Source organism: Nocardia australiensis (assembly GCF_020733705.1).
Taxonomy (GTDB): Bacteria; Actinomycetota; Actinomycetes; order Mycobacteriales; family Mycobacteriaceae; genus Nocardia; species Nocardia australiensis.
This window is the reverse complement of sequence record NZ_JAJFZM010000004.1, coordinates 1-21,546: the sequence shown is the minus strand read 5'-3', so window position 1 is coordinate 21,546 and position 21,546 is coordinate 1. Positions and strand designations below refer to the sequence as shown.

Here is a 21,546-nt window from a genome sequence, read left to right as displayed (position 1 = left end):
TGGTCGATGCGCCGCTGCTCAGCGGGGCGTGTCCACGCATTGCTCGGCGGTACGCCGCAGGACCGCCTCGGCGTCGTGGCCGATGCGCCGGACCACCTCGCCTGCCGACTCGAGCTGGTCGATCAGGTCGACCGACTCCCCCGCCCATACCGGCACGTAGTCGAGGTCATCGCGTGTGGCTGCGTCCCGAAACTGTTGTAGTGCAATGGAATCGGCAATCATTTCGGCATCACGACCACGCCATCGATCCAGGAAGCCATTGCGGAGGGTACGGGCGGGATACTCGGCGGGCCATGCGGAGCCGCGCGCGATGTCGAGAGTCCGGTTGCGTTCGGTGTCGCCCGCCCGCGCGGCCACGATGGCCTTCGCCGCGTGTGCCGAAATCAATGCCTCGTGGGTTGCCTCGAAGCGCGTCCCGATCAGCGCGCCGGCGGCGCCCAGCGTCAACGCGGCGGCGAGTCCGCGCCCGTCGGCTATACCGCCCGCGGCCAGCACCGGGGTCGATTCGGCCATATCGACGACGCTGGGTACGAACGGCAATGTCGCGCGACCACCGCAGTGCCCGCCCGCTTCGCTACCCTGCGCGATGAGCACATCCGCCCCGGCATCCAGCGCACGAGCGGCCTCGTCGGAATCTGTCACCTGTACGAGCAGGCGGATTCCAGCGTCGCGGATCGCGGCGGCATAGGGGGTGGGGTCGCCGAAGGACAGCACGATCGCCGACGGCTTGCGGTCGATGACCCATGACACCGTGTCCGTGTCTATCCCCCAGATCAAAAGGCCGATACCCCAAGGCTTCCCGGTGCCCGCTGCGGCGAGCGCGACCTCCCGGTCCATCCACTCGCGATCACCGAGACCGCCGCCGATCACGCCGAGCCCGCCCGCCTCGGACACCGCGGCGGCCAGCGCACCACCGGCCACACCACCCATAGGTGCCAGCACAATCGGATGTTCGATTCCGAACATTCCCGTGAGAGCGGTCCGCAATGTCATGGCAGCTCCTAGTTCATGTCGCATTTTAGTTGCCGACGACCCTTGTCAGGCCGCCGGTCATGGGATTCGGGCCACCGCACCGAGCATCGAGACGGCCTCGGCACGCGGGTGCGCGCGCCATACCCCCGGCCGCCAGTCGATGACCGAACTGATTTCCGGTGGCACAAGGTCCAATCCCGTGAAGAACTCGGCGAATTCGGCGGCGGAACGCAGCTGGAAGGGGATTCCACTGCGCCGATCGCGTTCGATCGCCTCGGCGAGATCCTCCGGCGTGAGATAGTCGCCGGTAGCGTGGGTCATCACCAGATAGCTGCCCGAGGGCAGCGCTTCGCACAGCTGCCGGACCAGTGCGTAGGGCTGGTCATCGTCGGTGATGAAATGCAGGACGGCAACCAGAATCAGTGCGACCGGCTTCGTCAGGTCGAGCGTCGCGAGCAGGTCCGGATGAGTGCGGATGCGCTCGGGTTCGCGCAGGTCGGCGTCGATATACGCGGTCGCACCCTCGGGGCCGCTGTCGAGTAGGTCGCGGGCGTGCGCCAGCACGATCGGATCGTTGTCCACGTATACGATTCGCGACTCGGGCACGATGTCCTGAGCGATCTCGTGCACATTGCCCGCGGTGGGCAGGCCGGCGCCGATGTCGAGGAACTGCCGGATCCCCATCTCCGAGGCCAGGGCGGTCACCGCACGGCGCAGAAAGTTCCGATTTTCCATGGCCGCGAGGCGGATGCTCGGAAACGCTTCGGCGACAATGTCGGCCGATTCCCGGTCTGCCGGAAAGTTGTCCTTACCACCGAGCCAATAGTCGTACCGGCGAGCCGGATGCGGCTTGGTCGTGTCGATCCGTGTTACCGCCGATTCCGATTCCGATTCCACTACCCCTCGATTCCTATCGATTTTTTGTCATCATGCCAGGTCGGGTCACCGAACACTGCCGGTCTGCCGGTTCGATGGTTGCCCGGGATGGCCGCAGGTGCGATCGCCCGGAACAGGGCGAGCACGTCCAGCACGAAATCTGTTCGGGACAGGCCCAACCGACGCAATGCGTGACCGTGGTCCGCGGCGACCACGATCGCGGCGCCGATCAGTAACACCACCATGCCGCCAGGAGGCAGACCCGAGCGGGCCGTGCGAGGTTCGCGAAACCCGCGCACAGGCGTTGGCGCGGCTCAGGTCACCGGCGTGGGTCGACCACGAATCCACCGGGTTTCCATGTTTTCCTGCAATTGACCCGCGATCACCTCACACTTATCTTCTGCAAACGCCGTATGAGGGCAGCGTTTTCACCCGGGAGCACAAATGAGCCAAGCCCAAGCACCATCCGACGACGAACGCAGGCTCGCCGAACTCGGTTACAAACAAGAACTATCCAGATCCTGGTCGGGTTTCTCGAACTTCGCCATCAGCTTCACCATCGTCTCGATCCTCACCGGCGGGCTCGCCAGTTATGGGATCGGGCTCAGCAATGGCGGGCCCATAACCATGGCATGGGGTTGGCCGCTGGTCTCGGTGATGGTGCTGTTCGTGGGGCTGGCGATGGCCGAATTGGCGTCTGCCTACCCGACTTCCGGCGGCCTGTACTGGTGGGCCTCCGAGCTCGGCGGGCCGGCGTGGGGCTGGTTCACCGGATGGTTCAACCTGATCGGCCAGATCGCGGTGACCGCCGCGATCGATTACGGCGCGGCCATCTTCACCACCGCCGTACTCAATGTGATCGGCATAGATATCGGCACCGACCGCACCGCAATATTTTTGGTGTTCATCGTCATTCTGGTGCTGCACGCGGTGCTCAACGCGATCGGACCACATCTGTCGGCGGTGATCAACAATATCTCGGCATGGTGGCATGTCGGCGGCGTCGCGATATTCGTCGTCGTGCTCGGGTTCGGCGCGAGCCACCACCAGAGCGTCGGATTCGTATTCACCGAAACCGTCGACAACAGTGCGGTCGGCTTCGGTGGGGTGGCGTTCAGTTTCCTGCTCGGACTGCTGCACGCCCAATACACCTTCACCGGCTACGACGCCTCGGCCCACATGTCGGAGGAGACACACGACGCGGCTCGCACCGCCGCGAAGGGCATTATCAATACGATCATCGTTTCGGCGGTAGCGGGATATCTGCTCATTATGGCGGTCACCTTCGCCATACCGAATCTCGACGACGCGCTGGATCCCGAAAAGAACAGCGGCTATCCGGTGATCTACATACTGGAGAACTCGCTGAATTCCTTCTGGTCCGGGCTACTGCTGATCATCGCCGCCGCCGCCCAATTGTTCTGCGGATACGCCTCGGTGACCTCGGCTTCACGCATGCTATTCGCGTTCTCCCGCGACGGCGCGGTGCCCGGATCGGCGCTCTGGTCAAAGCTTTCCGCCCGCAAGGTACCGGTGAATGCCGTCGGGTTCATCTCGTTCTTCGCGTTCGTGCTGCTGATTCCATCGATGCTGGTTCCCGCGGCGAACGCGCCGACCGCCTACGCCGCCGCCACCTCGGTGGCCACCATCGGCCTCTATATCGCCTACGGCATCCCTATCCTGCTGCGACAGCTGCACGGCGGCCGATTCCACACCGGCCCTTGGCAACTCGGCCGGTGGTACCGGCCGGTCGGGATCATCGCCCTGATCTGGATCGTGTTCATCAGCCTGCTGTTCATCCTGCCGACCGACGATCACGGCTACCCATGGAACAGCGAATTCACCTGGAACACAGTAAATTACGCACCGATCACGCTCGTCGTGGTGGTCGGGGCGATCGGCATCTGGTGGTTCGCCTCGGCGCGGGAGTGGTTCACCGGCCCGAAGCGAACGGTCGCGCAACCGCCGCCAGGCGAAGGGGCGACCGAGGACGAATCGGCGGTCGACGCCTGATCGCGCTGTCCGGAATCATTGCTGTCGCTAGCCATCGACCTAAATATTCTGGATAACCATCGGTTAACAGAGGGCGCGCAGCTCGGTATCAATATTCGAGGACGACCGTATTTCGCATGGACGGCGAAATACGCCGTAGCCTGACTGGACGGGCACTTCGACAGGACCATCAACCATGACCGACAAACAATTCGGCGACCACGCAGCGCTGGACGCGGTCGCGGTCCTGCGCCGCTGGCAGGATTCGGGGGCCGTGTGGTGGGTGATCGGTCGGCACCCGGGGCAGGTCACCGTGGGGTTATTCCAGTGCACCGGCGGCGAGGAGGTGGACCGCATCACCTCCGCCGATCCGGCGCTGCTGCGGTTTATCGGAGATCGGCGCGGTAGCGAGGATTGAGAGGTACGCGATGACCGAGACCATGAGTTCGCGCGAGGCGGAGTGGGCTTTCACCGGGGTGGTGGGGCAGGCGGCCGCGATTCGGGCCGGTCGGGTCTCGGCGGTCGAGTCGACCGAGCGGAGCCTGGCACGCATCGAGCGGCTACAGCCTCAGTTGAATGCGTTCACTCGGGTGCTCACCGATCAGGCATTGACGCGAGCTCGCGCACTCGACGAGCGCCAGGCGGGCGGGGAGCGACTCGGACCGCTACACGGCGTTGCGATGGCGATCAAGGACGAGATCGATATCGCCGGTGTGCCGACCACCTTCGGTGGCGCGGGCAATATCGCCCCGGCCGACGCCGATAGCGAGTTGGTGCGCAGGCTGCAGGCCGCCGGAGCGGTCATCGTCGGAAAGACGACCCTGCCGGAATTCGGGACCTGGCCGTTCACCGAATCCGCGGCACACGGCTACACCCGCAACCCGTGGAACCCGACCCGCACTACCGGCGGGTCGAGCGGTGGCTCCGCGGCGGCGGTCGCGGCAGGGATAGTCGCGGCGGCGACGGGCGGCGACGGTGGCGGCTCGATCCGGATTCCGTCGGCGTGCTGCGGTCTGTTCGGCCTCAAGCCGCAACGGGGGCGGGTCAGTACCGCGCCGAACCCCGATCTGTGGCGGGCACTGGGCACCCTTGGCGTGCTCACCAGATCGGTCGCTGACGGTGCCCTGCTCTACGAGGTGATCAGCGGTACTACCGCCACCGATCGCTGGCAAGCCCCCGAAACCAGCTTCGCCACAACCGAACCCCCGAGCCCGCTGCGCATCGCGGTCTCGTTGCGGCCCGCGGTTCGCGGTATTCGCCCCGATGCGGAATGCGTTGCGGCTGTTCGGGAAACGGCAGATACCCTAGCCGCTCTCGGCCATAATGTCGAGGACTTCGAACCGAAATTTCCGGATGCCACCACCGCCTTCTTTCCCCAATTCCTCGGTGGCATAAGGGAAGAAGCCGACCGAATGGACCGCCCCGACCTCCTCGAGCAGCGAACCCGCACGATCGCCGCCGTCGCGCGCCGGATCGCCCCGGAAGCCGTCCTACGATGGGCCGAGCACCGTGGCGAACAGGTCGCCGCCACGGTGAACCAGCTCTTCGACCGCTATGACCTACTCCTGTCCCCCACCATTGCGCACCTCCCGCCACCGATCGGCCGCCTCGACGGCGCCGGAGTCCTGCATGCCCTACTACGCAGCCTGCCCATGACCAGCTACACCGCCCTCTGGAACGTCACCGGCAACCCCGCCGCCGCAATCCCCGCGGGCTGGTCCCCCACCGGCCTCCCACGCAGCGTCCAGATCGTCGGACGCCCCAACGCGGAGGCCGAAATACTTTGTCTCGCAACTCAACTCGAACAATGCCGCCCCTGGGCCGATCGCCGGCCGGGAATTTCCTGACCACAAACGTGCCGTCACCCAGGACCTGTTCACGCTCATCGAGTGCACGTCCGGGGAACGACTACAGACCGCGGAGGTCAACCTCGACTCGGTCAACACCGACGAACATTCCTCCGCCGTCCCCGGCATCGACCGAGGCGCCGCCCTACTCGTGCTGCAACGGCTGACGCGATTCGCCGACGAGCGCCCGACGACCGTCGGGTTCGACGGCCCTTTGGTTCCCCTTGAACTGGTCCCCTTAAACAGGATTCAGCGGAGGGGATGGAGGAAATGTCACCGGCAACGCCGCCAGGGCACGATGGAAACCACCTGGTCGCCACTCCAATTGCTCGGCGGGCACCGCCAGCCGGATTTCTGGCAGCGCATCAAGCAACTGGTCGAGCGCTTCCTGAACAATGACCATGGCGACCGACTGGGCCGGGCACGCACGCGGACCCGCACCCCACGCCAGATGCGATCGGTTCCCGGTGCGGTCACCACTCACCGTTGCGGGATCGTTGTTGCACGCGGCCAAGCTGATCACCACCGGCTGATGCTCCGGCAACCAGGCATCTTCGAATATTTGCGGCTGGCGCGGGTAGCTGAAACAGAAGTTCGCCAACGGCGGATCGGTGAACAGCACCTTGCCGATCGCGTCCGGGATGGACAGCGATCCCCCGAGTAGCTCACCCCGGAACTCGTCGTCGGTCACCATCAACAGCAGCGTGTTGACGATCAGGTTCCACGTCGGTTCGGTACCCGTCATGTACAACATGGTCGTCTGATGCGTGATCTGCGCATCGTCGGCAGCGGGGTCCTGCGCCAACAGCGAGGACATCACGTCCGCGGCCGGGGCCGCCCGTTTCGCCGATATCGCTTCCCGGATCGCCGAGGTGAGCAGCTCACTACCCTGCTCAGCCGATGTCGCGTCGGCCGCGTTGCGCAGCACCGACATCGCGGAGAACGCCTGCTCCCCCGCCTCCGGCGAGAACCCGAGCACATCGTTGAGCACCCGCACCGTGAGCGGCATCGCGAACTGACCGAGCAAGTCCGCCGAACCGGTTCCACAAAAACTGTTGATCAGCGGTATCGCGATTCGTTCGACCGCACCGCGAAGCGCGTACAGATCGATGGTGTCGAGACTGGCGGTATAGGCGCCCCGGTATCGGGCATCTTCCTCGTCATTGGTCGCGGAGGTAGCGGGCCGGTCCTGCATCATCGGCAACACCGGGCACTGCGCTGCGACGGTGGAGCGCCACGCCCGCGGATCGGACGGAAAATGAAATGGGTCGGCCAGAATGCGCAGTGCCTCACGGTAGCCGATCACCAATGTCGCGGGCACCCCAGCCGCGATCTCGACCGGAACCAGCGAACCATAACGGTGCCGCATATCGTCGTAAGCGCCATGCGGATCGGCCGCGAACTCGAGCGAATGCAGCCTCACCAGCGTTGACCTTCGGTATCGGCCGCCACCGATAGGCCACCTAGCGGCTGTGTCGACGAAAGCGCCGGGAACGGGTACATGATGAAGAAACTACCTCCCAAGAACGAATCGAAATTGACTGCGAGATGCGTCTGACTGCATGGTCTTTCGCCTACCCGGATGCGCTTGTATACGTGTAGCCCGATGGGCCACTGCCGGAACGCTACGACGGGACGAATACCGATGATCCGCAGGCCGATACGGCCGCAACGTGTTCTGATCCCCAGGGGCTCCAGGTCGGTGCGATGGCCTAATACGCCATCGGGTACCCCGCTGTACACCAAATGCGTTTGACCTTAACAGGCTTCGAGCACATCAGCCGATCATACCCACCCGGGCATCGAAGATCGCAGCCGAACCTATCGGTAGCAACACCGCCGCAGCCTGTCGCAGACACGATATACCGGGCTTGGCATTCGAGATATTTCGACAATACCGAGGTGAGCTGGCAAACCTTCCGATCGACTGGGTCGCTGTAGGTCGAGCTACCAGGTGAGCGAGCGTCCGACAGTGAGGTTTACGACAGCGTGGTTCACAGCGATGCGACCTGCGGCACCAGTCCGGCAACCTGCTCGGCGAACTCGATCGGATTCCGGTCGGGCATCAGGTCGAGCTCCTCGATACCAAGGGCCGCAAACTGTTGCGCCGCCGCCAGGAAGGTCTCCGAGCCATCGAGGACCGGCTCGGTATAGACCGCGGTCTTCCGAATAGCGTCGTAATCACGGCCTTCGGCCCCGCAATGCCTACGCAGTACCTCGAGCTTGTGCGTAACCTCGGCAACGCTGGAGGCGAACAGATTGCAGGCATCCGCGTAACGCGCCACCAGCAGCAGGGTCTTCTGCTCGCCGCCACCACCGACCAGAATCGGCGGTCGGGGCTTGCTCAATGGCGCGGGCACACACAGTGTTTCAGCCAGTTGGTAATGCTTGCCATGGAACGGGCCGTTGTTGTCACTCCACATCTGCAGGCAGATTTGCAGCGTCTCTTCCAACCGTTCGTAGCGCTGCGCCATCGGCACCACCGGAACCCCGAGCGCGAGCTGCTCGCGCTCATACCAGGACGCGCCGATACCGAGCTGCGCGCGCCCGCCGGACAGCACATCCAACGTGGTCACGATTTTCGCGAGCAGCCCGGGGTAGCGGTACATCACGCCGGTCACCAAAAGCCCCAGGCGCATTCGCTCGGTCACCGCCGCGAGGTAGCCCAGCGTTGTATAGCCCTCGAGCATCGGCTCGTCCGCGGTGCCCCGGTGCTCCATCTGGAAGTAGTGATCCATCACCGTGAACTGCGCGAAACCGGCCTGCTCGGCGATCCGAGCAGTTTCTGCCAGCGTGTTTGCCATCAGTTCTGATTGCGCCGGATGTGAAAACGTCCAGTAGTGCAGTCCGAGTTCCATATCGTCTCCTCATCCGTGCGCGTCGGCGGCCGATCCCTACTGGTGCGTCGTGAGCAGACGTGACTCCAGACGCTGGAACAGAAATTCGACAAGGGTGATCATGGCCTGGATGCACGTCTTCCTATTGCGTGCGTCCAGGGAAGACAGCGGCGTCGCGGGATCCAGGTCGAGGGCATCCCGGATCTCTTCGAGCGGATAGCGTTTGGCGCCCTCGAACTGATTGACCGCCACCGAATACGCCACGCCGCGTTCCTCGAGCACCGACAGCACCTCGTCGGCCTTCTCGATGCGCCGGGTATCGACGAGCACCAGCGCGCCGAGCGCGCCGCGTGCCAGTTCCTCCCACAGCGGGACGAATCGCTTCTGCCCCGGTGTGCCGAAAAGATACAGCGCCAGTTCGGGATTCAGCGTGATACGGCCGAAGTCCATCGCGACGGTCGTCTGCGACTTGCCGGGCAGGCCCGCCATATCGTCGATACCGACGCTCGCCTCGGTGATCGTCTCCTCGGTGCGCAGCGGCTTGATCTCCGAGATGCTGTTGACGAATGTTGTTTTGCCGACACCGAAATTGCCGGCGACCAATAGCTTGACCGACCGGGTGACAGTGTCGGACACGTACTCGACAGCGCGCTCAGGCTGGGAGAGCACGGAGCCCATTGAGCACCTCCTCCAACAAAGAGATTTCCGGCAGAACCGCCACCGGAGTAGGAATTACCAGGTGCTCGGTGTCGAGCAAATCGGAGACGACGATTTTCACCACCGACGGTGGCAGATCGAGATAGGCAGCGACCTCGGCGATCGAGAGTGCGCTGCGGCGGCTGCACAAGGCCAGCACTCGGCGGGCGTCCGGAGAAGCTCCGAGAAGTGGGTCCTTCGCGGCAAGAACCAAAGTGACCAGGTCCAATTCGCGACTGGCACGCGTCCGCCCGCCGGTCCGCACATACGCGCGGACCAGGTCGGGATCACGCCGCGCGCCCGTCATGTCAGGCCGCCGCTATCAGTCCTCCCCCGCGGCTGGCTTCCGAGCTCGTGCCCAACCCGCGCGGCCAGCTCGTTCATGCGGTGCACGACTAAACCGACATCGGTCTCCGCCGTGGTGGAGACACCGAGTAACGCGCCATCACCGGCCGCGGTGATGAGGATCATGCCGTCGTCGTACTCCGTCATGTTCTGTCGCACACCGTTGCCCGCGCCGCCGCAGAACTCACCGAGCGCCTTGCCCAAGGACCGCAGGCCCGAGGCCGCAGCGGCGAATCGCTCGGCGTCATCCTTGGACACCCCACCGGAATGCGCGATACGCAGACCGTCATCCGACAGGAGGACCGCGAATCTGACACCGGGGGCATTCAGATCCTCGAGTAGCCAGCCCAGTCGATTGGCACTGTCGGCCCCCGTTGTAATCGGTGTGCCCATCAGGATGTCATCCCTTCGGTGTGATCGGATCCTGTGTTGATGTTTCGAACGGCGGGAAAACCGTCGCCAGCGGTGTTCGTTTCTTCGTCGGCGGCGGCCCGCCCACTCTTGGAGCCGATCTGCCATGCCGCGGCGATATCGGGCCGGGCCAAGCCGACCTCGGGTTCGGTCCGGATGATGCGCGGTCCCGCCGGTGCGGGCAGCGACGTCGCCCTGCGACGCCGCTTGGGCAGCCCGCCGCTGGTGATCTCGTGCACCGAGAACGGCTCGTTCTCGATCGACTGATCACGCATCCCTGCGGACACAGGTACCGGTGCCTCCTCGCGTCGCGGCTCGGGGACGGGCGTGGCGGCCGGCGTGCCGACCTCGTCGCCCGCGGGCGCCGCGATGAGCAGCGCCTCGGGGATATACACCATGGCGCGCATACCGCCGTACACGTTCGGGCCGTCGATGTAGACGGTGAACCCGTAACGGCGAGCCAGCGCGGCGATACCGGGGAAGCCGACCTTGGGTGACGGGCCGAGCTGATGGATGTCGACCGGGCGCTCGTGCGCGAGCACCTGCCTCGCCTCCTCCATCTGCTCGGCGTTCATCCGCACACCGGCGTCATCGATGATGACGGTGACGCCGTGGTGGCCCTCTTGGAAGTTGACATCCACGAACGACGTTGGCGGGGAGTAACGCAACGCGTTGTCGAGCAGCGTGGCCAGGGTGTGCACCAGCGGTTCGACGGCCCGGCTGATGACGACACGATCGAGCTGGCCTGGCCGCACGCGCAAATAGTCACGCACACGGCCGGTGGCGCCGCCGACCACGTCGGTGAGCAACTGCGCGGGCCAGCGACGACCCGGCAGGCCACCACAGACGATGACGTAGGACTGCGCCTGGCGCAGCATCTGCTGGACCGTGTGGTCGATGCGGGTCAGGGTCGCGTAGACCTCGTCGTCGCGATGCTCGCGCAGCGCCGCGCTGACCACCTGACTGACGTCCGCGCCCAGGCTCACCACCGAGGTACCGAACGAGCGCACGGCGGCGCTGGTCGCGGCCCGCGACGACGACTCGACCTCGGCGCGGGCATTCTCCCGTGTCGACTCGAGTGTCCGGCGTGCCTCGTCCTCACTCGCCGTGACCTTGTCGTCAGCCTCGCGTAGCGCGGACTCTCGCGTCTCGGCCTGGATCATCCGCAGGTCGTCGGCCCAGCGCTCGGAAATCCACCGTAAGCACTGGGCGAACAGCGAATGTTCCATTCCCACTGGCACTTCGACCACCGGCATCGGAACATCAGGGTGCCGAACCGATTCCGACACGGCGGGCAAGGTGTTGGCGGCGAGATGTTCGACGGCCTCCTCGAGTGCCCGATTCTGCACCGTCAACGCATCAGCGCGGGCCCGTTGGGCTCTGCCGGATTTCAGTGCCCACACCAGCACCGCCACGGCTAACACGAGAGCGGGGGCAAGGATCCATAAAAGCACCACGGCGATTTCTTGATTCATCAGCTCTCTCGTCGTTGGCGGTCGGACGCTACGACGTACCTCGTGATGACACAGCCTGCAGCCACAGCGCTTCGTCTCACCTTTCTCGGCGCGCCGACCATGAGTAACCCTCGTCGAATGAGGTCCGCGTCGGAAACCGGACTCCGGCAAGCACCGGAGACCCACGCAATCGACCTCACAATGCCTGTAGGACAGGCGATTCCAAGATCAAACCGCCAACCGAACCAGCGAGCCCGAACAGAACCCAGGACCCGACGACTCGCCCACCCTAGCAGCATTGCTTCGAAGTATCTCATGATCGGCGGCGGTTGGATGAGCGTCGAACCGTTACCGCCAGAGACGATTTCGTGCTCGGGACTGTTCAGGCCGCTCAGCGGTAGCCGACGGTGGATTCATCCGCGACCGGCGGCGGGCCGCTCCGCCGGTGAGGCGTCGGTGGAACCGCGAGTACCGGATACCATTCGCGCATGGCAAAGCTGAAGGTCACCGTCGAGGTTCCGATCTCCCCTGACGCGGCGTGGTCGCACACCTCCAACCTCCACGAGCTCGACAAGTGGCTCACCATGCACGAGGCCTGGCGCAGCGAGGTGCCCGACGAGCTGACGGTAGGGACCTCTCTGGTCGGCGTCGCCTCCGCCAAGGGATTACGCAACCGGGTGACCTGGACTGTGCGGGCCGCCGAGCCGCCGCGACGGCTGGCACTCACCGGCGCGGGCAAGGGTGGAACCAAATTCGGGCTCGAGATGCTCGTCGCGCCGAAGGGCGCCGGTTCCACAGTTACGGTCAGTATCGAACTCGGCGGCGCGCCGCTGTTCGGGCCCATCGGCTCCGGTGTCGCCCGCGCGTTGAAGGGCGACATCGAACGCTCCCTGGACCGCTTCGTCGAACTGTACGGCTGACCGATATCCCGGCACCTACACCAGCGCCGAGGACACCGTCTCGGCGTCCTTCAGATCCTTCGGGCGCGATCGCGGCAGGAAGAAGGCCGGAATCAAGGTCGCGACGATGAGCACCAGCGCCACGATGTAAGTTTGACCGAACGCTGTCGCTGCCTGCTCCAGCCCTTGTTCGATCATGCCGGGCGGGACCTTCTGCGCGATGCTCGGATCGAAGTTCGACGCGATCGCGGGCCCGGCGAGCGGCTGGTTGCTCAACATGTTCGTCAGCACCACCGACATGGTCGCGGTGCCGATCGACCCGGCGGTCTGGTTGATGATGTTCATCAGCGTCGAACCCCGCGCGACCTGTTGATGACTCAGCGTCTGGATCGCCGCGGTCATGATCGGCATCATCGTGCAACCCATGCCAAGACCCGTCACGAACAGGGCCACACACATGGCCACATATGAGGTGTCTGCATGCAACTGCGTGAAGAAGGCCATGCCGACAGCCAGCAGTGTGATGCCGACCAGCACGATCTTGCCCGGACCGATCTTGTCGACAAAACGGCCCGCGATCGGCATCGTGAGCATCGCCCCCAAGCCCTGTGGCGCGATCAGCAGACCGGCCTGTAGCGCCGATTCACCGCGCACCTGCTGCAGATAGGTCGGCAGCAGCAAACCGGCTCCGAAGAACGCGCATGCGAACAGCACCATGGTGAGCACCGAGAACGTCAGCGCCTTGTTGCGGAACAGATGCAGATCGATGAGGGGGTGTTCGGTCCGCAGCGCATGGAACACGAACGCGACCATCAGCACCAGGCCGATCGCCATGGACACCAGTACCTTCGGCGCGGCGACCGTGCCCTCACCGGGAATCGACGACACCCCGAACAGGAACAGGGCGAGGCCCGGCGAGGCAAGCAGCATGCCGAGGAAGTCGAACGACTCCGACGGTTCCGGTTTGTCCGAGGGGAAGACGATGAAAGCCAGGATCAGCGCGACAATGCCGATCGGCAGGTTGATCAGGAAGATCCAGTGCCAGCTGAAGCTTCCGATCAGCCAGCCACCCAGAATCGGGCCGGCGATCGGGCCGAGCAGCATCGGGACGCCGAGCACCGCCATCACGCGGCCGATGCGCTGCGGGCCCGCCGCGTGGGTCATGATCGTCATACCGAGCGGCATCAGCATGCCGCCGCCGATGCCCTGGATTACGCGAAATGCGATGAGCGACTCGATATTCCAGGCCGTGCTGCACAGGATCGACCCGAGCACGAAGAACGTCAGCGCCATCATGTACAGCCGCTTGGTGCCGAACCGATCCGCCGCCCACCCGGTGACGGGGATGACGGTGGCAAGGGCCAGCGTGTAGCCGGTCATGGTCCACGCGGCGATCGCGTAACTGGTGTCGAATTCGCGCTGGAAGGTCGGAATCGCGACGCTGACTACGGTGATGTCCAGGATCGACATGATCGCGCCGAGCACGACCACGCCCGCCACCTTGAACACGGCCGCGTCCAGCTTGTCGGTCGTCGGGTCGGGCCCCGACGTCGTATCCGGAGGATAGGTCACCGGTTAAGCCTGTCACCTCTTCACTCAAAGAACCAGTACATTCACCTGGCCAGTTATAGTTGCTTCATCGAATCAATTAATTTACGATTGTTTCATGCACGCAAATACAGAGCAGGTCGCCGCGCTGGCCAGGACCACCGAGCGCTTCGCCGAGGCGATGCGCACCGGCATGTCGAAGGCATTCGACCCGGTCCGCGTCGGCGTACTTCAACTGGCCGCCGAACACGGTCCACTGCGGGCGGGCGAGGTCGCCGAACGACTTGACGCCCTCCCCTCCTCGATCACCAGGCACATCAAGGCACTGGCCGACGCCGATCTGGTACGCACCACCGCGGATCCGGTGGATCGCCGCGCGGTGCTACTCGAGGTGACCGACGCGGGCCGGGCCGAGCTGCGGCAGTTCCTCGATGTCGGCAACCAGGTCTTCGGTGCGGTGATCGCCGACTGGTCGGCCACCGACGTCGTGACACTGACCGGGCTGCTGCAGCGGCTGATCGAGTCGTGGGCCGCCAACGGCACGGCGCAACAGCAACGGGCCGGTCGCCGGAGCAGGCCCTTCGACTGGAGCCAGAGCTGAGTCTCAGCACACGAGATCGGAAGGAAACGCCGTGTCCGCTCACAAACCACTGCACGTGATAATCGCCGGCGGCGGGATCGGCGGCCTTGCCCTGGCCAACGGCCTGCGCAAGGCCGGCGTCAGCGTCGCCGTCTACGAACGCGACCGCCACCGCACCGACCGGCTGCAGGGATTTCGCATCCATATCAGCCCGCAAGGCAGTCGCAGCCTGCACGAACTGCTGCCCGAACAGATGTACCGCGCCTTCGTCGCCAATTCAGGGAAGGGCGCGACCAAGTTCGGCTTCGTCACCGAGCAGATGAGGGAACTGCTCAACCTGGACGCGGATGTCATCGAGACTGGGCCGCGCGACGAAATCGATCGCAATTACGGAATCAGCCGGATCACGCTGCGCCAGATCCTGCTCGCCGATCTCGGTGCGGTGGTGCGCTACGACAAGACCGTCACCGGATACCGGGAGTCTCCCGACGGCCGTGTCGAAGTACATTTCGCCGATGGCGGCACGGCCACCGGCGATGTGCTGGTCGGCGCGGACGGTGGCACATCCCGCGTGCGCGCGCAACGCCTGCCGGACGCACGGCGCGTAGAAACCGGAATCGTCACCGTGGTCGGCAAATTCGGCCTCACCGACGAGAGCCGACACCGAATCGCGCCGAAGTTCCTCGAATCGCCACTGAGCGTGATGCCGCCGACGAGCTGCGGAATGTTTATCGCGCCACATGAATTCGACCGGCCCGATTCACGATTCGGCGGCATCGGCGGCAATGACGACGCGGCGGCCTCGAGCCCCGGCGCACTGCTGGACAACACCCAGCCCTATGTGTTCTGGGCATACGCCGCCAAGCGCGCGGACTACCCCACCGATGTCGCGCTGGAATCGTTGCGGCCGCGACAACTGCACGAGATGGTGAATGCGATGACCGCGAGGTGGGCACCACAGCTGCGTGAACTCATCGGCGGCACCGACACCGAGACCGTCACGCTCATCTCGATTCGTACCTCGACTCCGGTGTCGGCTTGGGAGACGACGCGTGTCACCCTGCTCGGCGACGCGATCCACAGCATGACGCCATTTCGCGGGATCGGCGCGAATGTCGCATTGCGCGACGCCCGGCTGCTGTGCGAGAAACTGGTGGCCGCCGATCGTGGCGCGCGGCCGCTGCTCGCCGCGATCCACGACTACGAGGCACAGATGATCGACTACGGCTTCAAGGCCGTGCGCGATTCCGCGACCGCCGCGAACCAGGCGGTATCCGACAGCCGGGCTGGGCGGACGATCGGGCGCATGGTATTCCGAGTCGCCGAGGCGGTTCCTTCGCTCAAGCGAAAGATGTTCTCGGACTTCGGCTCCGAGTGATCATCGCCTGCAACACCGCCCGCGCCCGACCGCCCATACGCCACCGGCTAGGGTCGAATGATGCGATTCGCGATCTCGCTCCCGCAGCTCGTCCCCGACGCGACGTTCCAGCCCGAGGATCTGCGGGCCTACCTGAATCGAGCCGAGGAGCTCGGCTTCGAGAGCGCGTGGACGACCGAGCAACTGCTCGGCTCGGCGCCCAATCTCAGTCCGATCGAACTGCTGACCTTCGCCGCTGCCGTCAACGAGCGATTGCGCCTCGGGTGCGCGGTATTCGTCACTCCCCTGCACAATCCCGTCCATCTCGCCAAGCGGATAGCCACGCTGGATCAGCTGAGCCGGGGACGGCTCGAGATCGGCGTCGGCATCGGTGGACGCGGCCGGCTGTTCTCCGCATTCGATGTCGACCCCGCCGACAACCTGGTCACTCGTTTCAACGAGGGGCTTCAGGTCATGAAGGCGCTCTGGACCCAGCCGACCGTGGATATCGACGGACAGTTCTGGCAGCTGCGCGACGCCACCTTGGCACCCAAGCCGTTCCAAAAGCCTTATCCGCCACTGTGGTTCGGAGGCAGCAAGTCCGCCGCGCTGCGCCGCGCCGTGCGGCACGGCGATGGCTTCTTCGGCGCCGGATCGACGACGACGGCGAAATTCGCCGATCAGGTTCGGACAGTCCGCGCGGCACTGGCAGAAAAAGGTAGCAGCGACACATCGGACTTCCGCATTGCCAAACGCGTCTACCTGGCCGTGGATGACAACGCCGACCGTGCCCGCGAACGGATAGCCGCCCGGCTGATCGAATTCTATGGCGACTTCGGGAAATCCCTGCTGCCTGTCGCTGTCCACGGCACACCGGCGGACTGCATCGAGGGCCTGCGCGCGGTAGTGGCCGCCGGAGCCGAAATGATCCTCGTCAACCCGCTTTTCGAGGAGGCCGCCCAAATGGAACGCCTCGCCGCCGAGGTGCTGCCGCACGTCGCGTGAGGCGCTAGGCCCGGCGCGCGCGATACCGCCGTAGGCCCCGGACTGTTCGGGGTCGGAGACGAATCCGGCGGGATCGTCGGGACGCCACAGCGGCAGGTGCACGAGACCCGGTTCGACCAGCCATCGAAATAGGCGGCGATCTCGTCCTTGGATCGCAGCACGATCCCGGTCGAGGCCTGGCGCGACCGCGGCCCGCAGGCCTGCGACACAAGCCGCCGGATCGGCCTCGTTGGCGACGAAATGCAGCATACCGAGCAGCAGCACCGCGCCCGGCTTCTCGAATCGGAGTGAAAGCCTCGATCTGGCACGCCAATTGCCGATCCATCTCGAAGTTGTGCATGCCGCCGACGAAGTAGTCCTAGACCCTCGACGCGCTGGGGCGGTCGAGATCGATTCCCTCGGGAGCCCAACTCGGTCTGGTCATGGATCCTGAAAAACTTTCGCACCACGCGCATTCCGGTGGCACTCGGATAACAACTCGACAGGCGCGGCCATCGTATCCCAGCGGCCCGCGATGCGCCGTGGTACGCGTCCATCCCCCGGGGCCCGTTAGGATTGGCACCCATGGGTTGGGATGCCGGGCCCGGATCAGGCGATAATGCTTTGCACGCCGATCTGACCGCCCGCTGGACGGCCGCGCTCGGCGAAGGGGCTCGCGATCACGTGGTGCCGATGAGCGCGGACGAAGCGCGCCTACTGCTGACCGAGTTGGCTCGCGAACTCGAAGTCGCCGCTCACACAAAAGAACCGACCAACCAGATTGTCGAGCTGGGTGCCGAACTGGCACAAGCGCATTTCGTCGGAGACGAGGTGCTCGGACGCAGCATCGCGGTGCTGTGCGCCCACCTGGGCGACACCGGCATCCCGGTGGATCGGCTGGCGGAATTACTCGGCGCCTTCACCAACGGCTACATTCGCGCGTTCCGGACCTGGCTACTCGCCGAACAGGAGAGCGTACGGGCCGCCGACATCGTCGCGCGTCACACCGCCGAACGACAGCTACGCGAAAGCGAGGCGCGGCTGCGCGCAGTATTCACCCAGGCCGGGATCGGCACCGGGCTTTTGGATATGACAGGCAGAATCGTCGAGGTGAACACTGCGTTCGCCACCATGCTCGGCTACGAGCCCGCCCAAATGTACGAGCTCGCGCTGACCGATCTGGTTCATCCCGACGACGAAGCCGGTATGTGGGACCTCTACACGGCCTTACTGCGGGGCGAACACGACAGTATCCAAGTCGAAAAAGCCTACCCGCACCGTGCGGGACACACAGTGTGGACCAACCTCAATTTCTCGCTCATTCGCGACGAGCACGACCGTCCGCAATACACGCTGGTGCTGGTAGAAGACATCTCCGAGCAACGCGCGCTGCGGGAGCGCCTACAGTTCCGCGCCCACCACGATCAATTGACCGGCCTGCCGAACCGCTCCCGATTCATCGACGCGCTCACCGACGCGTTCGCGGACGCCGGATCCACCTTCGGCCTCTGCTATGTCGACCTCGACAATTTCAAAATGGTCAACGACACCTTCGGACACGCGGTCGGTGACGAGCTGCTCATTCAGGTCGCGCGGCGGCTGCGCGACTGCGCCGGGCGGCCCGATCAACTGGTGGCGCGCATGGGCGGCGACGAATACGTCGTGCTGGTCCCGCAATTCGATGGCTCGGACACCGCGGCGGAATTGGCGCAGACCATGCTCGACACCGTTGCCACGCCCTTCGACATCGACGGCCATAATCTCACCGTCACCGCGAGCATCGGCGTGCTTCAGGGGCGCTGCGAGCACGCCACCGCCGACGAACTGCTGCAGGCGGCCGACACCACGATGTACTGGGCCAAGGCCGCCGGACGCGGTCGATACGCGGTGTTCGACGCCGACCGTGGTAGGCAGGCCCACGCCCGCTCGGAGCTGTCGGCGGCTATGCCAACGGCTTTGGGTCGCGGCGAACTCTTCCTCGATTATCAGCCGATCGTCGGTCTTGCCGATGAGCGAACAATGGCCGTCGAAGCGCTGGTTCGCTGGCGGCACCCGGATCTCGGAGTGCTTCCGCCCAGCCAGTTCGTGGAACTCGCCGAAGACAACGGTCATATCGGTGCACTCGGCGCACTCGTGCTCGAGCGGGCCTGCGCTGACGGCCGCGACTGGTACGACCGATTTCGTGAGGACGCACCGATCGTCAGCGTGAACGTCGCCGCCACAGAGGTGGCCGACCCCACCTGGCTGGACCGCGTGCAGGAGGTTCTCACCGAAACCGGCTTACCACCGGACCGGCTGCAACTCGAACTGACCGAGCGCGCGTTCATGCACACCACCGGACGGCCGTTGCAGGCGCTGCGCACGCTCGCGGAGTCCGGTGTCAACATCGCCATTGATGACTTCGGCACCGGATACTCGAATCTCGCTTATCTCGGCCAGCTTCCGCTAGACGTGGTCAAACTCGCCGGGCCCTTCATCCGCTGTCTGCGGACCCCGCAATCGCCGAGTACGGCCGATCTGCTCATCCTGGAAACGATCATCGAACTCACCCACGCGCTCGGCTGCGTCATCACCGCCGAATGCGTGGAAACCCAGCACCAGGCGAACCGGCTGCGCGACCTCGGTTGTGACACCGCACAAGGCTGGCTGTTCCACCGCCCGATGCCGGTTCATCAGGTGACCGAGTTGCTCGTCGACCGATCTGCCACATCAGTGGGAGGCCCGGCGCTGTAGGGCCCCGACTCACCAGAGTCGGCCGGCCCACCCTCGACGTGGTCGCGGCCTGGCATCGCGGATCTCGCGTGACCGGCGCCGACTGTGACAATCACCAAAATATATGGGGCCGTTCGGGTCTCGATTCCTCGATCCGAACGAGGTACACGCCCCTATGATTCAACGACCACCATCGAGGGTAATCGGAGCTGCCGGGCTCGAATAGAACGAGGAGCAGTATGACCGCAAGAACCGACCTCGAACAAGAACTGCACGGCCCACTGGCGGCATGCGATCAACTGTCCGATCATGAGGCCGCTGACCTGCTGATGCTGTTCCGAGCGGCCAGAGCACACGAGAAGACCACGCTGATCGGCTCCATCGAACAGATGACCGGCGCCTTACCCAGACCATTACGCGCACCGACAAGAAAGATCATGTTCGGGCGCCATCTCGACTGATGACTGACCTGGTAACTCGCGCACAGATCATTCTGCTGGCGCGCACACTGCATGTCCCCGCGCAGCGATTGGCCCACCTGGAGCGGTTGGGCGCCGCGCATCTGCACGAATTGCAGCAACGTATGGCCAGCATAATGTTCGATCAGCACGCCGAAGTGTTCGCGCGAATCAGCAAGCTGGTACCGATCATTCCGCTGACCATCTCGATGCCACTGGTGCAGCGGATCGTGCCCCCGATGATGACCGGTCGCGCCGCGGGTGCCGTCGGTGTCGACCATCCGAAGAAGGCGGCCGATACGGTCGCGCTGCTCGGGACGGCGTATGCCGCGGACTGCGCGCCGTATATGGATCCGCGAACGGTCGGCCAACTCGCCGATGCCGCGCCGCCGGACCCCATCGTGCTCATTCTCAACGAGATACTGCGCCGCAGGGACTACATCACGGCCGGACCGTTTCTGGCGTATGCCACTGCGACCCTGATCGACGCCGTGGAACAGGGCGTGCACGATGACGCGGGCCTGATCTTCTCCGCGGCGTACGCGTTCTCGGCAGAGAGCGTCAGCGCCATCCTGCGCCAGCTGCTCAACGGCCGGTGGCAACGGATTCCGCGGATCCTGCACACCGTGCTGAACGGTTCGCCTGATCTACAGCTGGCGGCACTATCGGCGTTCGCGCGCTGCGACGACGATGTGATGACCGCCGTCGGTGACATCCTATTCGCCGTCGGGACAAGTGAATCCATCAGCAATCTCATCGTCACCGCCATTCGCGTCGGCGCGATAGCCGAACTGCTGACCTTCACCGGCCGCATGAATCCCCAGGTCCTCGACGCGATGGCCGCGAACCCGGTCATCGGCGACGAGGCGGCGTTGACCGCGATCATCGGCGCACTCGACCACCGTTACGAACCCAGCGTGTGGCGCGGACTACTGCTGCTGATACAGCGCAGCGACACCGGAATTCAGCAAATTGTCGCACGCCTGGTCGCCGACCTATCGGACTCGTCCGTGGCCACTCTGCCCTCGATCGCTGCCGAAACCGGCCTATGGCCGCAGCTACTCCAAGTGCTCGCCAGCGGCGACACCAGCGTGCACACCCGAATCGGCGCGGTATGGGCCCGACTGCCTCCCGAGCGCCGAGCCGGTCTGGAACTGCACATCCACGAACTCCAACTCGATACTCACATGGCCGCGATCACGTCCCAGATCCCCACGATCTCGGTAGAGGAGGTCTTCTTCAGAAGACGCCAAATGCGCCGCCACCGAGGCACTTCCGATAGCTGGCCCACCAGATGAGCCGTTCGTCACGGCCGACTTCGCGTCGCGTGCAGACGGGTGTGGCAGTTGCTGGAAGTCGGTGACGGGCAAGTCAGCGACCGGGCGACGCGGAACCCCACATCGTCGATTCGGAAGGTGGGATGGCTGCGACGGCGGACCGACGCGCGGCAGCTCCACTGCTGGTCGGACCATCCGCCACCGCGCAGTACCCGGTATTCGCCGTACACCTCGGCGTCGTAGATATCCCAGCACCAATTCCATACATTGCCCAGCATGTCGTAGAAGCCCCACGCATTGG

22 protein-coding genes are annotated in these 21,546 nt (G+C 64.8%); 11 read left to right on the top strand and 11 right to left on the bottom strand.

The window, feature by feature from the left end:
• Nucleotides 1-18: 18 nt before the first annotated feature.
• Genes LKE06_RS20815 through LKE06_RS20805 form a run of 3 tightly spaced genes read right to left on the bottom strand, consistent with a single transcriptional unit; the run spans nt 19 to nt 2,093 of the window.
• Nucleotides 19-993, bottom strand: a complete 975-nt coding sequence (locus LKE06_RS20815; RefSeq protein WP_228001008.1) for an NAD(P)H-dependent flavin oxidoreductase — start codon at nt 991-993, stop codon at nt 19-21.
• Nucleotides 994-1,050: 57 nt separating this feature from the next.
• Nucleotides 1,051-1,869, bottom strand: coding sequence for an SAM-dependent methyltransferase (locus LKE06_RS20810; RefSeq protein ID WP_228001007.1), 819 nt, complete (start codon nt 1,867-1,869; stop codon nt 1,051-1,053).
• Complete coding sequence (locus LKE06_RS20805) at nt 1,869-2,093, bottom strand: hypothetical protein (protein WP_228001006.1); 225 nt, start codon at nt 2,091-2,093, stop codon at nt 1,869-1,871. Before LKE06_RS20805 ends, LKE06_RS20810 begins: the two co-directional genes overlap by 1 nt.
• 199 nt (nt 2,094-2,292) lie before the next feature.
• On the opposite strand from LKE06_RS20805, the gene LKE06_RS20800 reads away from it, so the two are divergent.
• The 3 genes from LKE06_RS20800 to LKE06_RS20790 all read left to right on the top strand — a co-directional run bounded on the left by LKE06_RS20800 (nt 2,293) and on the right by LKE06_RS20790 (nt 5,687).
• Entirely contained in the window at nt 2,293-3,861 is a 1,569-nt protein-coding gene (locus LKE06_RS20800) for an amino acid permease (protein WP_228001005.1), read from the top strand.
• Nucleotides 3,862-4,036: 175 nt separating this feature from the next.
• On the top strand, nt 4,037-4,258 hold the full coding sequence (locus LKE06_RS20795) for a hypothetical protein (protein WP_228001004.1): 222 nt from the start codon (nt 4,037-4,039) through the stop codon (nt 4,256-4,258).
• A gap of 10 nt (nt 4,259-4,268) precedes the next feature.
• A complete protein-coding gene (locus LKE06_RS20790) occupies nt 4,269-5,687 on the top strand; it encodes an amidase (protein WP_228001003.1) in 1,419 nt (472 codons plus the stop codon).
• A gap of 238 nt (nt 5,688-5,925) precedes the next feature.
• Here the strand turns inward: LKE06_RS20790 and LKE06_RS20785 are convergent, their stop codons facing one another.
• From LKE06_RS20785 to LKE06_RS20760, 6 genes are all read right to left on the bottom strand, one after another.
• Nucleotides 5,926-7,110: a cytochrome P450 family protein gene (locus tag LKE06_RS20785; protein WP_228001002.1), complete on the bottom strand. Its 1,185-nt coding sequence runs from the start codon at nt 7,108-7,110 to the stop codon at nt 5,926-5,928.
• 571 nt (nt 7,111-7,681) lie between these two features.
• The gene (locus LKE06_RS20780) at nt 7,682-8,545 is read right to left on the bottom strand and encodes an LLM class F420-dependent oxidoreductase (RefSeq protein ID WP_228001001.1); all 864 of its coding nucleotides are present in this window, start codon (nt 8,543-8,545) and stop codon (nt 7,682-7,684) included.
• Between the two features lie 36 nt (nt 8,546-8,581).
• Nucleotides 8,582-9,202, bottom strand: coding sequence for a GTP-binding protein (locus tag LKE06_RS20775; RefSeq protein ID WP_228001000.1), 621 nt, complete (start codon nt 9,200-9,202; stop codon nt 8,582-8,584).
• Nucleotides 9,177-9,527: a DUF742 domain-containing protein gene (locus LKE06_RS20770; protein ID WP_228000999.1), complete on the bottom strand. Its 351-nt coding sequence runs from the start codon at nt 9,525-9,527 to the stop codon at nt 9,177-9,179. The genes LKE06_RS20775 and LKE06_RS20770 overlap by 26 nt, the downstream gene beginning before the upstream one ends.
• Nucleotides 9,524-9,958: a roadblock/LC7 domain-containing protein gene (locus LKE06_RS20765; protein WP_228000998.1), complete on the bottom strand. Its 435-nt coding sequence runs from the start codon at nt 9,956-9,958 to the stop codon at nt 9,524-9,526. Before LKE06_RS20765 ends, LKE06_RS20770 begins: the two co-directional genes overlap by 4 nt.
• Nucleotides 9,958-11,451: an ATP-binding protein gene (locus LKE06_RS20760; RefSeq protein WP_228000997.1), complete on the bottom strand. Its 1,494-nt coding sequence runs from the start codon at nt 11,449-11,451 to the stop codon at nt 9,958-9,960. Before LKE06_RS20760 ends, LKE06_RS20765 begins: the two co-directional genes overlap by 1 nt.
• Nucleotides 11,452-11,918: 467 nt before the next feature.
• Between LKE06_RS20760 and LKE06_RS20755 the strand changes: the two genes are divergently transcribed.
• A complete protein-coding gene (locus LKE06_RS20755; protein WP_228000996.1) occupies nt 11,919-12,350 on the top strand; it encodes a type II toxin-antitoxin system Rv0910 family toxin in 432 nt (143 codons plus the stop codon).
• 15 nt (nt 12,351-12,365) lie between these two features.
• Here the strand turns inward: LKE06_RS20755 and LKE06_RS20750 are convergent, their stop codons facing one another.
• Nucleotides 12,366-13,901, bottom strand: coding sequence for a DHA2 family efflux MFS transporter permease subunit (locus tag LKE06_RS20750; RefSeq protein ID WP_228000995.1), 1,536 nt, complete (start codon nt 13,899-13,901; stop codon nt 12,366-12,368).
• 94 nt (nt 13,902-13,995) lie between these two features.
• On the opposite strand from LKE06_RS20750, the gene LKE06_RS20745 reads away from it, so the two are divergent.
• The 7 genes from LKE06_RS20745 (at nt 13,996) to LKE06_RS20715 (ending at nt 21,266) form a co-directional block, all read left to right on the top strand.
• Nucleotides 13,996-14,478 (top strand): MarR family winged helix-turn-helix transcriptional regulator, encoded by a 483-nt coding sequence (locus tag LKE06_RS20745; protein WP_228000994.1) that lies wholly within the window; start codon nt 13,996-13,998, stop codon nt 14,476-14,478.
• Nucleotides 14,479-14,509: 31 nt separating this feature from the next.
• Complete coding sequence (locus LKE06_RS20740; protein WP_228000993.1) at nt 14,510-15,835, top strand: FAD-dependent oxidoreductase; 1,326 nt, start codon at nt 14,510-14,512, stop codon at nt 15,833-15,835.
• Between the two features lie 60 nt (nt 15,836-15,895).
• The gene (locus LKE06_RS20735) at nt 15,896-16,819 is read left to right on the top strand and encodes an LLM class flavin-dependent oxidoreductase (RefSeq protein ID WP_228000992.1); all 924 of its coding nucleotides are present in this window, start codon (nt 15,896-15,898) and stop codon (nt 16,817-16,819) included.
• Between the two features lie 147 nt (nt 16,820-16,966).
• Entirely contained in the window at nt 16,967-17,110 is a 144-nt protein-coding gene (locus tag LKE06_RS20730) for a hypothetical protein (protein WP_228000991.1), read from the top strand.
• A gap of 273 nt (nt 17,111-17,383) precedes the next feature.
• Nucleotides 17,384-19,531, top strand: coding sequence for a putative bifunctional diguanylate cyclase/phosphodiesterase (locus tag LKE06_RS20725; protein WP_228000990.1), 2,148 nt, complete (start codon nt 17,384-17,386; stop codon nt 19,529-19,531).
• Between the two features lie 218 nt (nt 19,532-19,749).
• Nucleotides 19,750-19,971, top strand: coding sequence for a hypothetical protein (locus LKE06_RS20720; RefSeq protein ID WP_228000989.1), 222 nt, complete (start codon nt 19,750-19,752; stop codon nt 19,969-19,971).
• On the top strand, nt 19,971-21,266 hold the full coding sequence (locus LKE06_RS20715) for a hypothetical protein (protein WP_228000988.1): 1,296 nt from the start codon (nt 19,971-19,973) through the stop codon (nt 21,264-21,266). Before LKE06_RS20720 ends, LKE06_RS20715 begins: the two co-directional genes overlap by 1 nt.
• 8 nt (nt 21,267-21,274) lie before the next feature.
• On the opposite strand, the gene LKE06_RS20710 is transcribed toward LKE06_RS20715, so the two are convergent.
• A partial coding sequence (locus tag LKE06_RS20710; RefSeq protein ID WP_228000987.1) for a formylglycine-generating enzyme family protein occupies nt 21,275-21,546 on the bottom strand: 272 nt, incomplete at its 5' end.

Bases quoted from the DNA above. Each gene is read 5' to 3' on its own strand.
- LKE06_RS20815 (WP_228001008.1), bottom strand. From the start codon at position 993: ATGACATTGCGGACCGCTCTCACGGGAATGTTCGGAATCGAACATCCG.
- LKE06_RS20805 (WP_228001006.1), bottom strand. From the start codon at position 2,093: ATGGTGGTGTTACTGATCGGCGCCGCGATCGTGGTCGCCGCGGACCAC.
- LKE06_RS20800 (WP_228001005.1), top strand. From the start codon at position 2,293: ATGAGCCAAGCCCAAGCACCATCCGACGACGAACGCAGGCTCGCCGAA.
- LKE06_RS20795 (WP_228001004.1), top strand. From the start codon at position 4,037: ATGACCGACAAACAATTCGGCGACCACGCAGCGCTGGACGCGGTCGCG.
- LKE06_RS20790 (WP_228001003.1), top strand. From the start codon at position 4,269: ATGACCGAGACCATGAGTTCGCGCGAGGCGGAGTGGGCTTTCACCGGG.
- LKE06_RS20780 (WP_228001001.1), bottom strand. From the start codon at position 8,545: ATGGAACTCGGACTGCACTACTGGACGTTTTCACATCCGGCGCAATCA.
- LKE06_RS20775 (WP_228001000.1), bottom strand. From the start codon at position 9,202: ATGGGCTCCGTGCTCTCCCAGCCTGAGCGCGCTGTCGAGTACGTGTCC.
- LKE06_RS20770 (WP_228000999.1), bottom strand. From the start codon at position 9,527: ATGACGGGCGCGCGGCGTGATCCCGACCTGGTCCGCGCGTATGTGCGG.
- LKE06_RS20765 (WP_228000998.1), bottom strand. From the start codon at position 9,958: ATGGGCACACCGATTACAACGGGGGCCGACAGTGCCAATCGACTGGGC.
- LKE06_RS20760 (WP_228000997.1), bottom strand. From the start codon at position 11,451: ATGAATCAAGAAATCGCCGTGGTGCTTTTATGGATCCTTGCCCCCGCT.
- LKE06_RS20755 (WP_228000996.1), top strand. From the start codon at position 11,919: ATGGCAAAGCTGAAGGTCACCGTCGAGGTTCCGATCTCCCCTGACGCG.
- LKE06_RS20745 (WP_228000994.1), top strand. From the start codon at position 13,996: ATGCACGCAAATACAGAGCAGGTCGCCGCGCTGGCCAGGACCACCGAG.
- LKE06_RS20735 (WP_228000992.1), top strand. From the start codon at position 15,896: ATGCGATTCGCGATCTCGCTCCCGCAGCTCGTCCCCGACGCGACGTTC.
- LKE06_RS20725 (WP_228000990.1), top strand. From the start codon at position 17,384: ATGGGTTGGGATGCCGGGCCCGGATCAGGCGATAATGCTTTGCACGCC.
- LKE06_RS20720 (WP_228000989.1), top strand. From the start codon at position 19,750: ATGACCGCAAGAACCGACCTCGAACAAGAACTGCACGGCCCACTGGCG.
- LKE06_RS20715 (WP_228000988.1), top strand. From the start codon at position 19,971: ATGACTGACCTGGTAACTCGCGCACAGATCATTCTGCTGGCGCGCACA.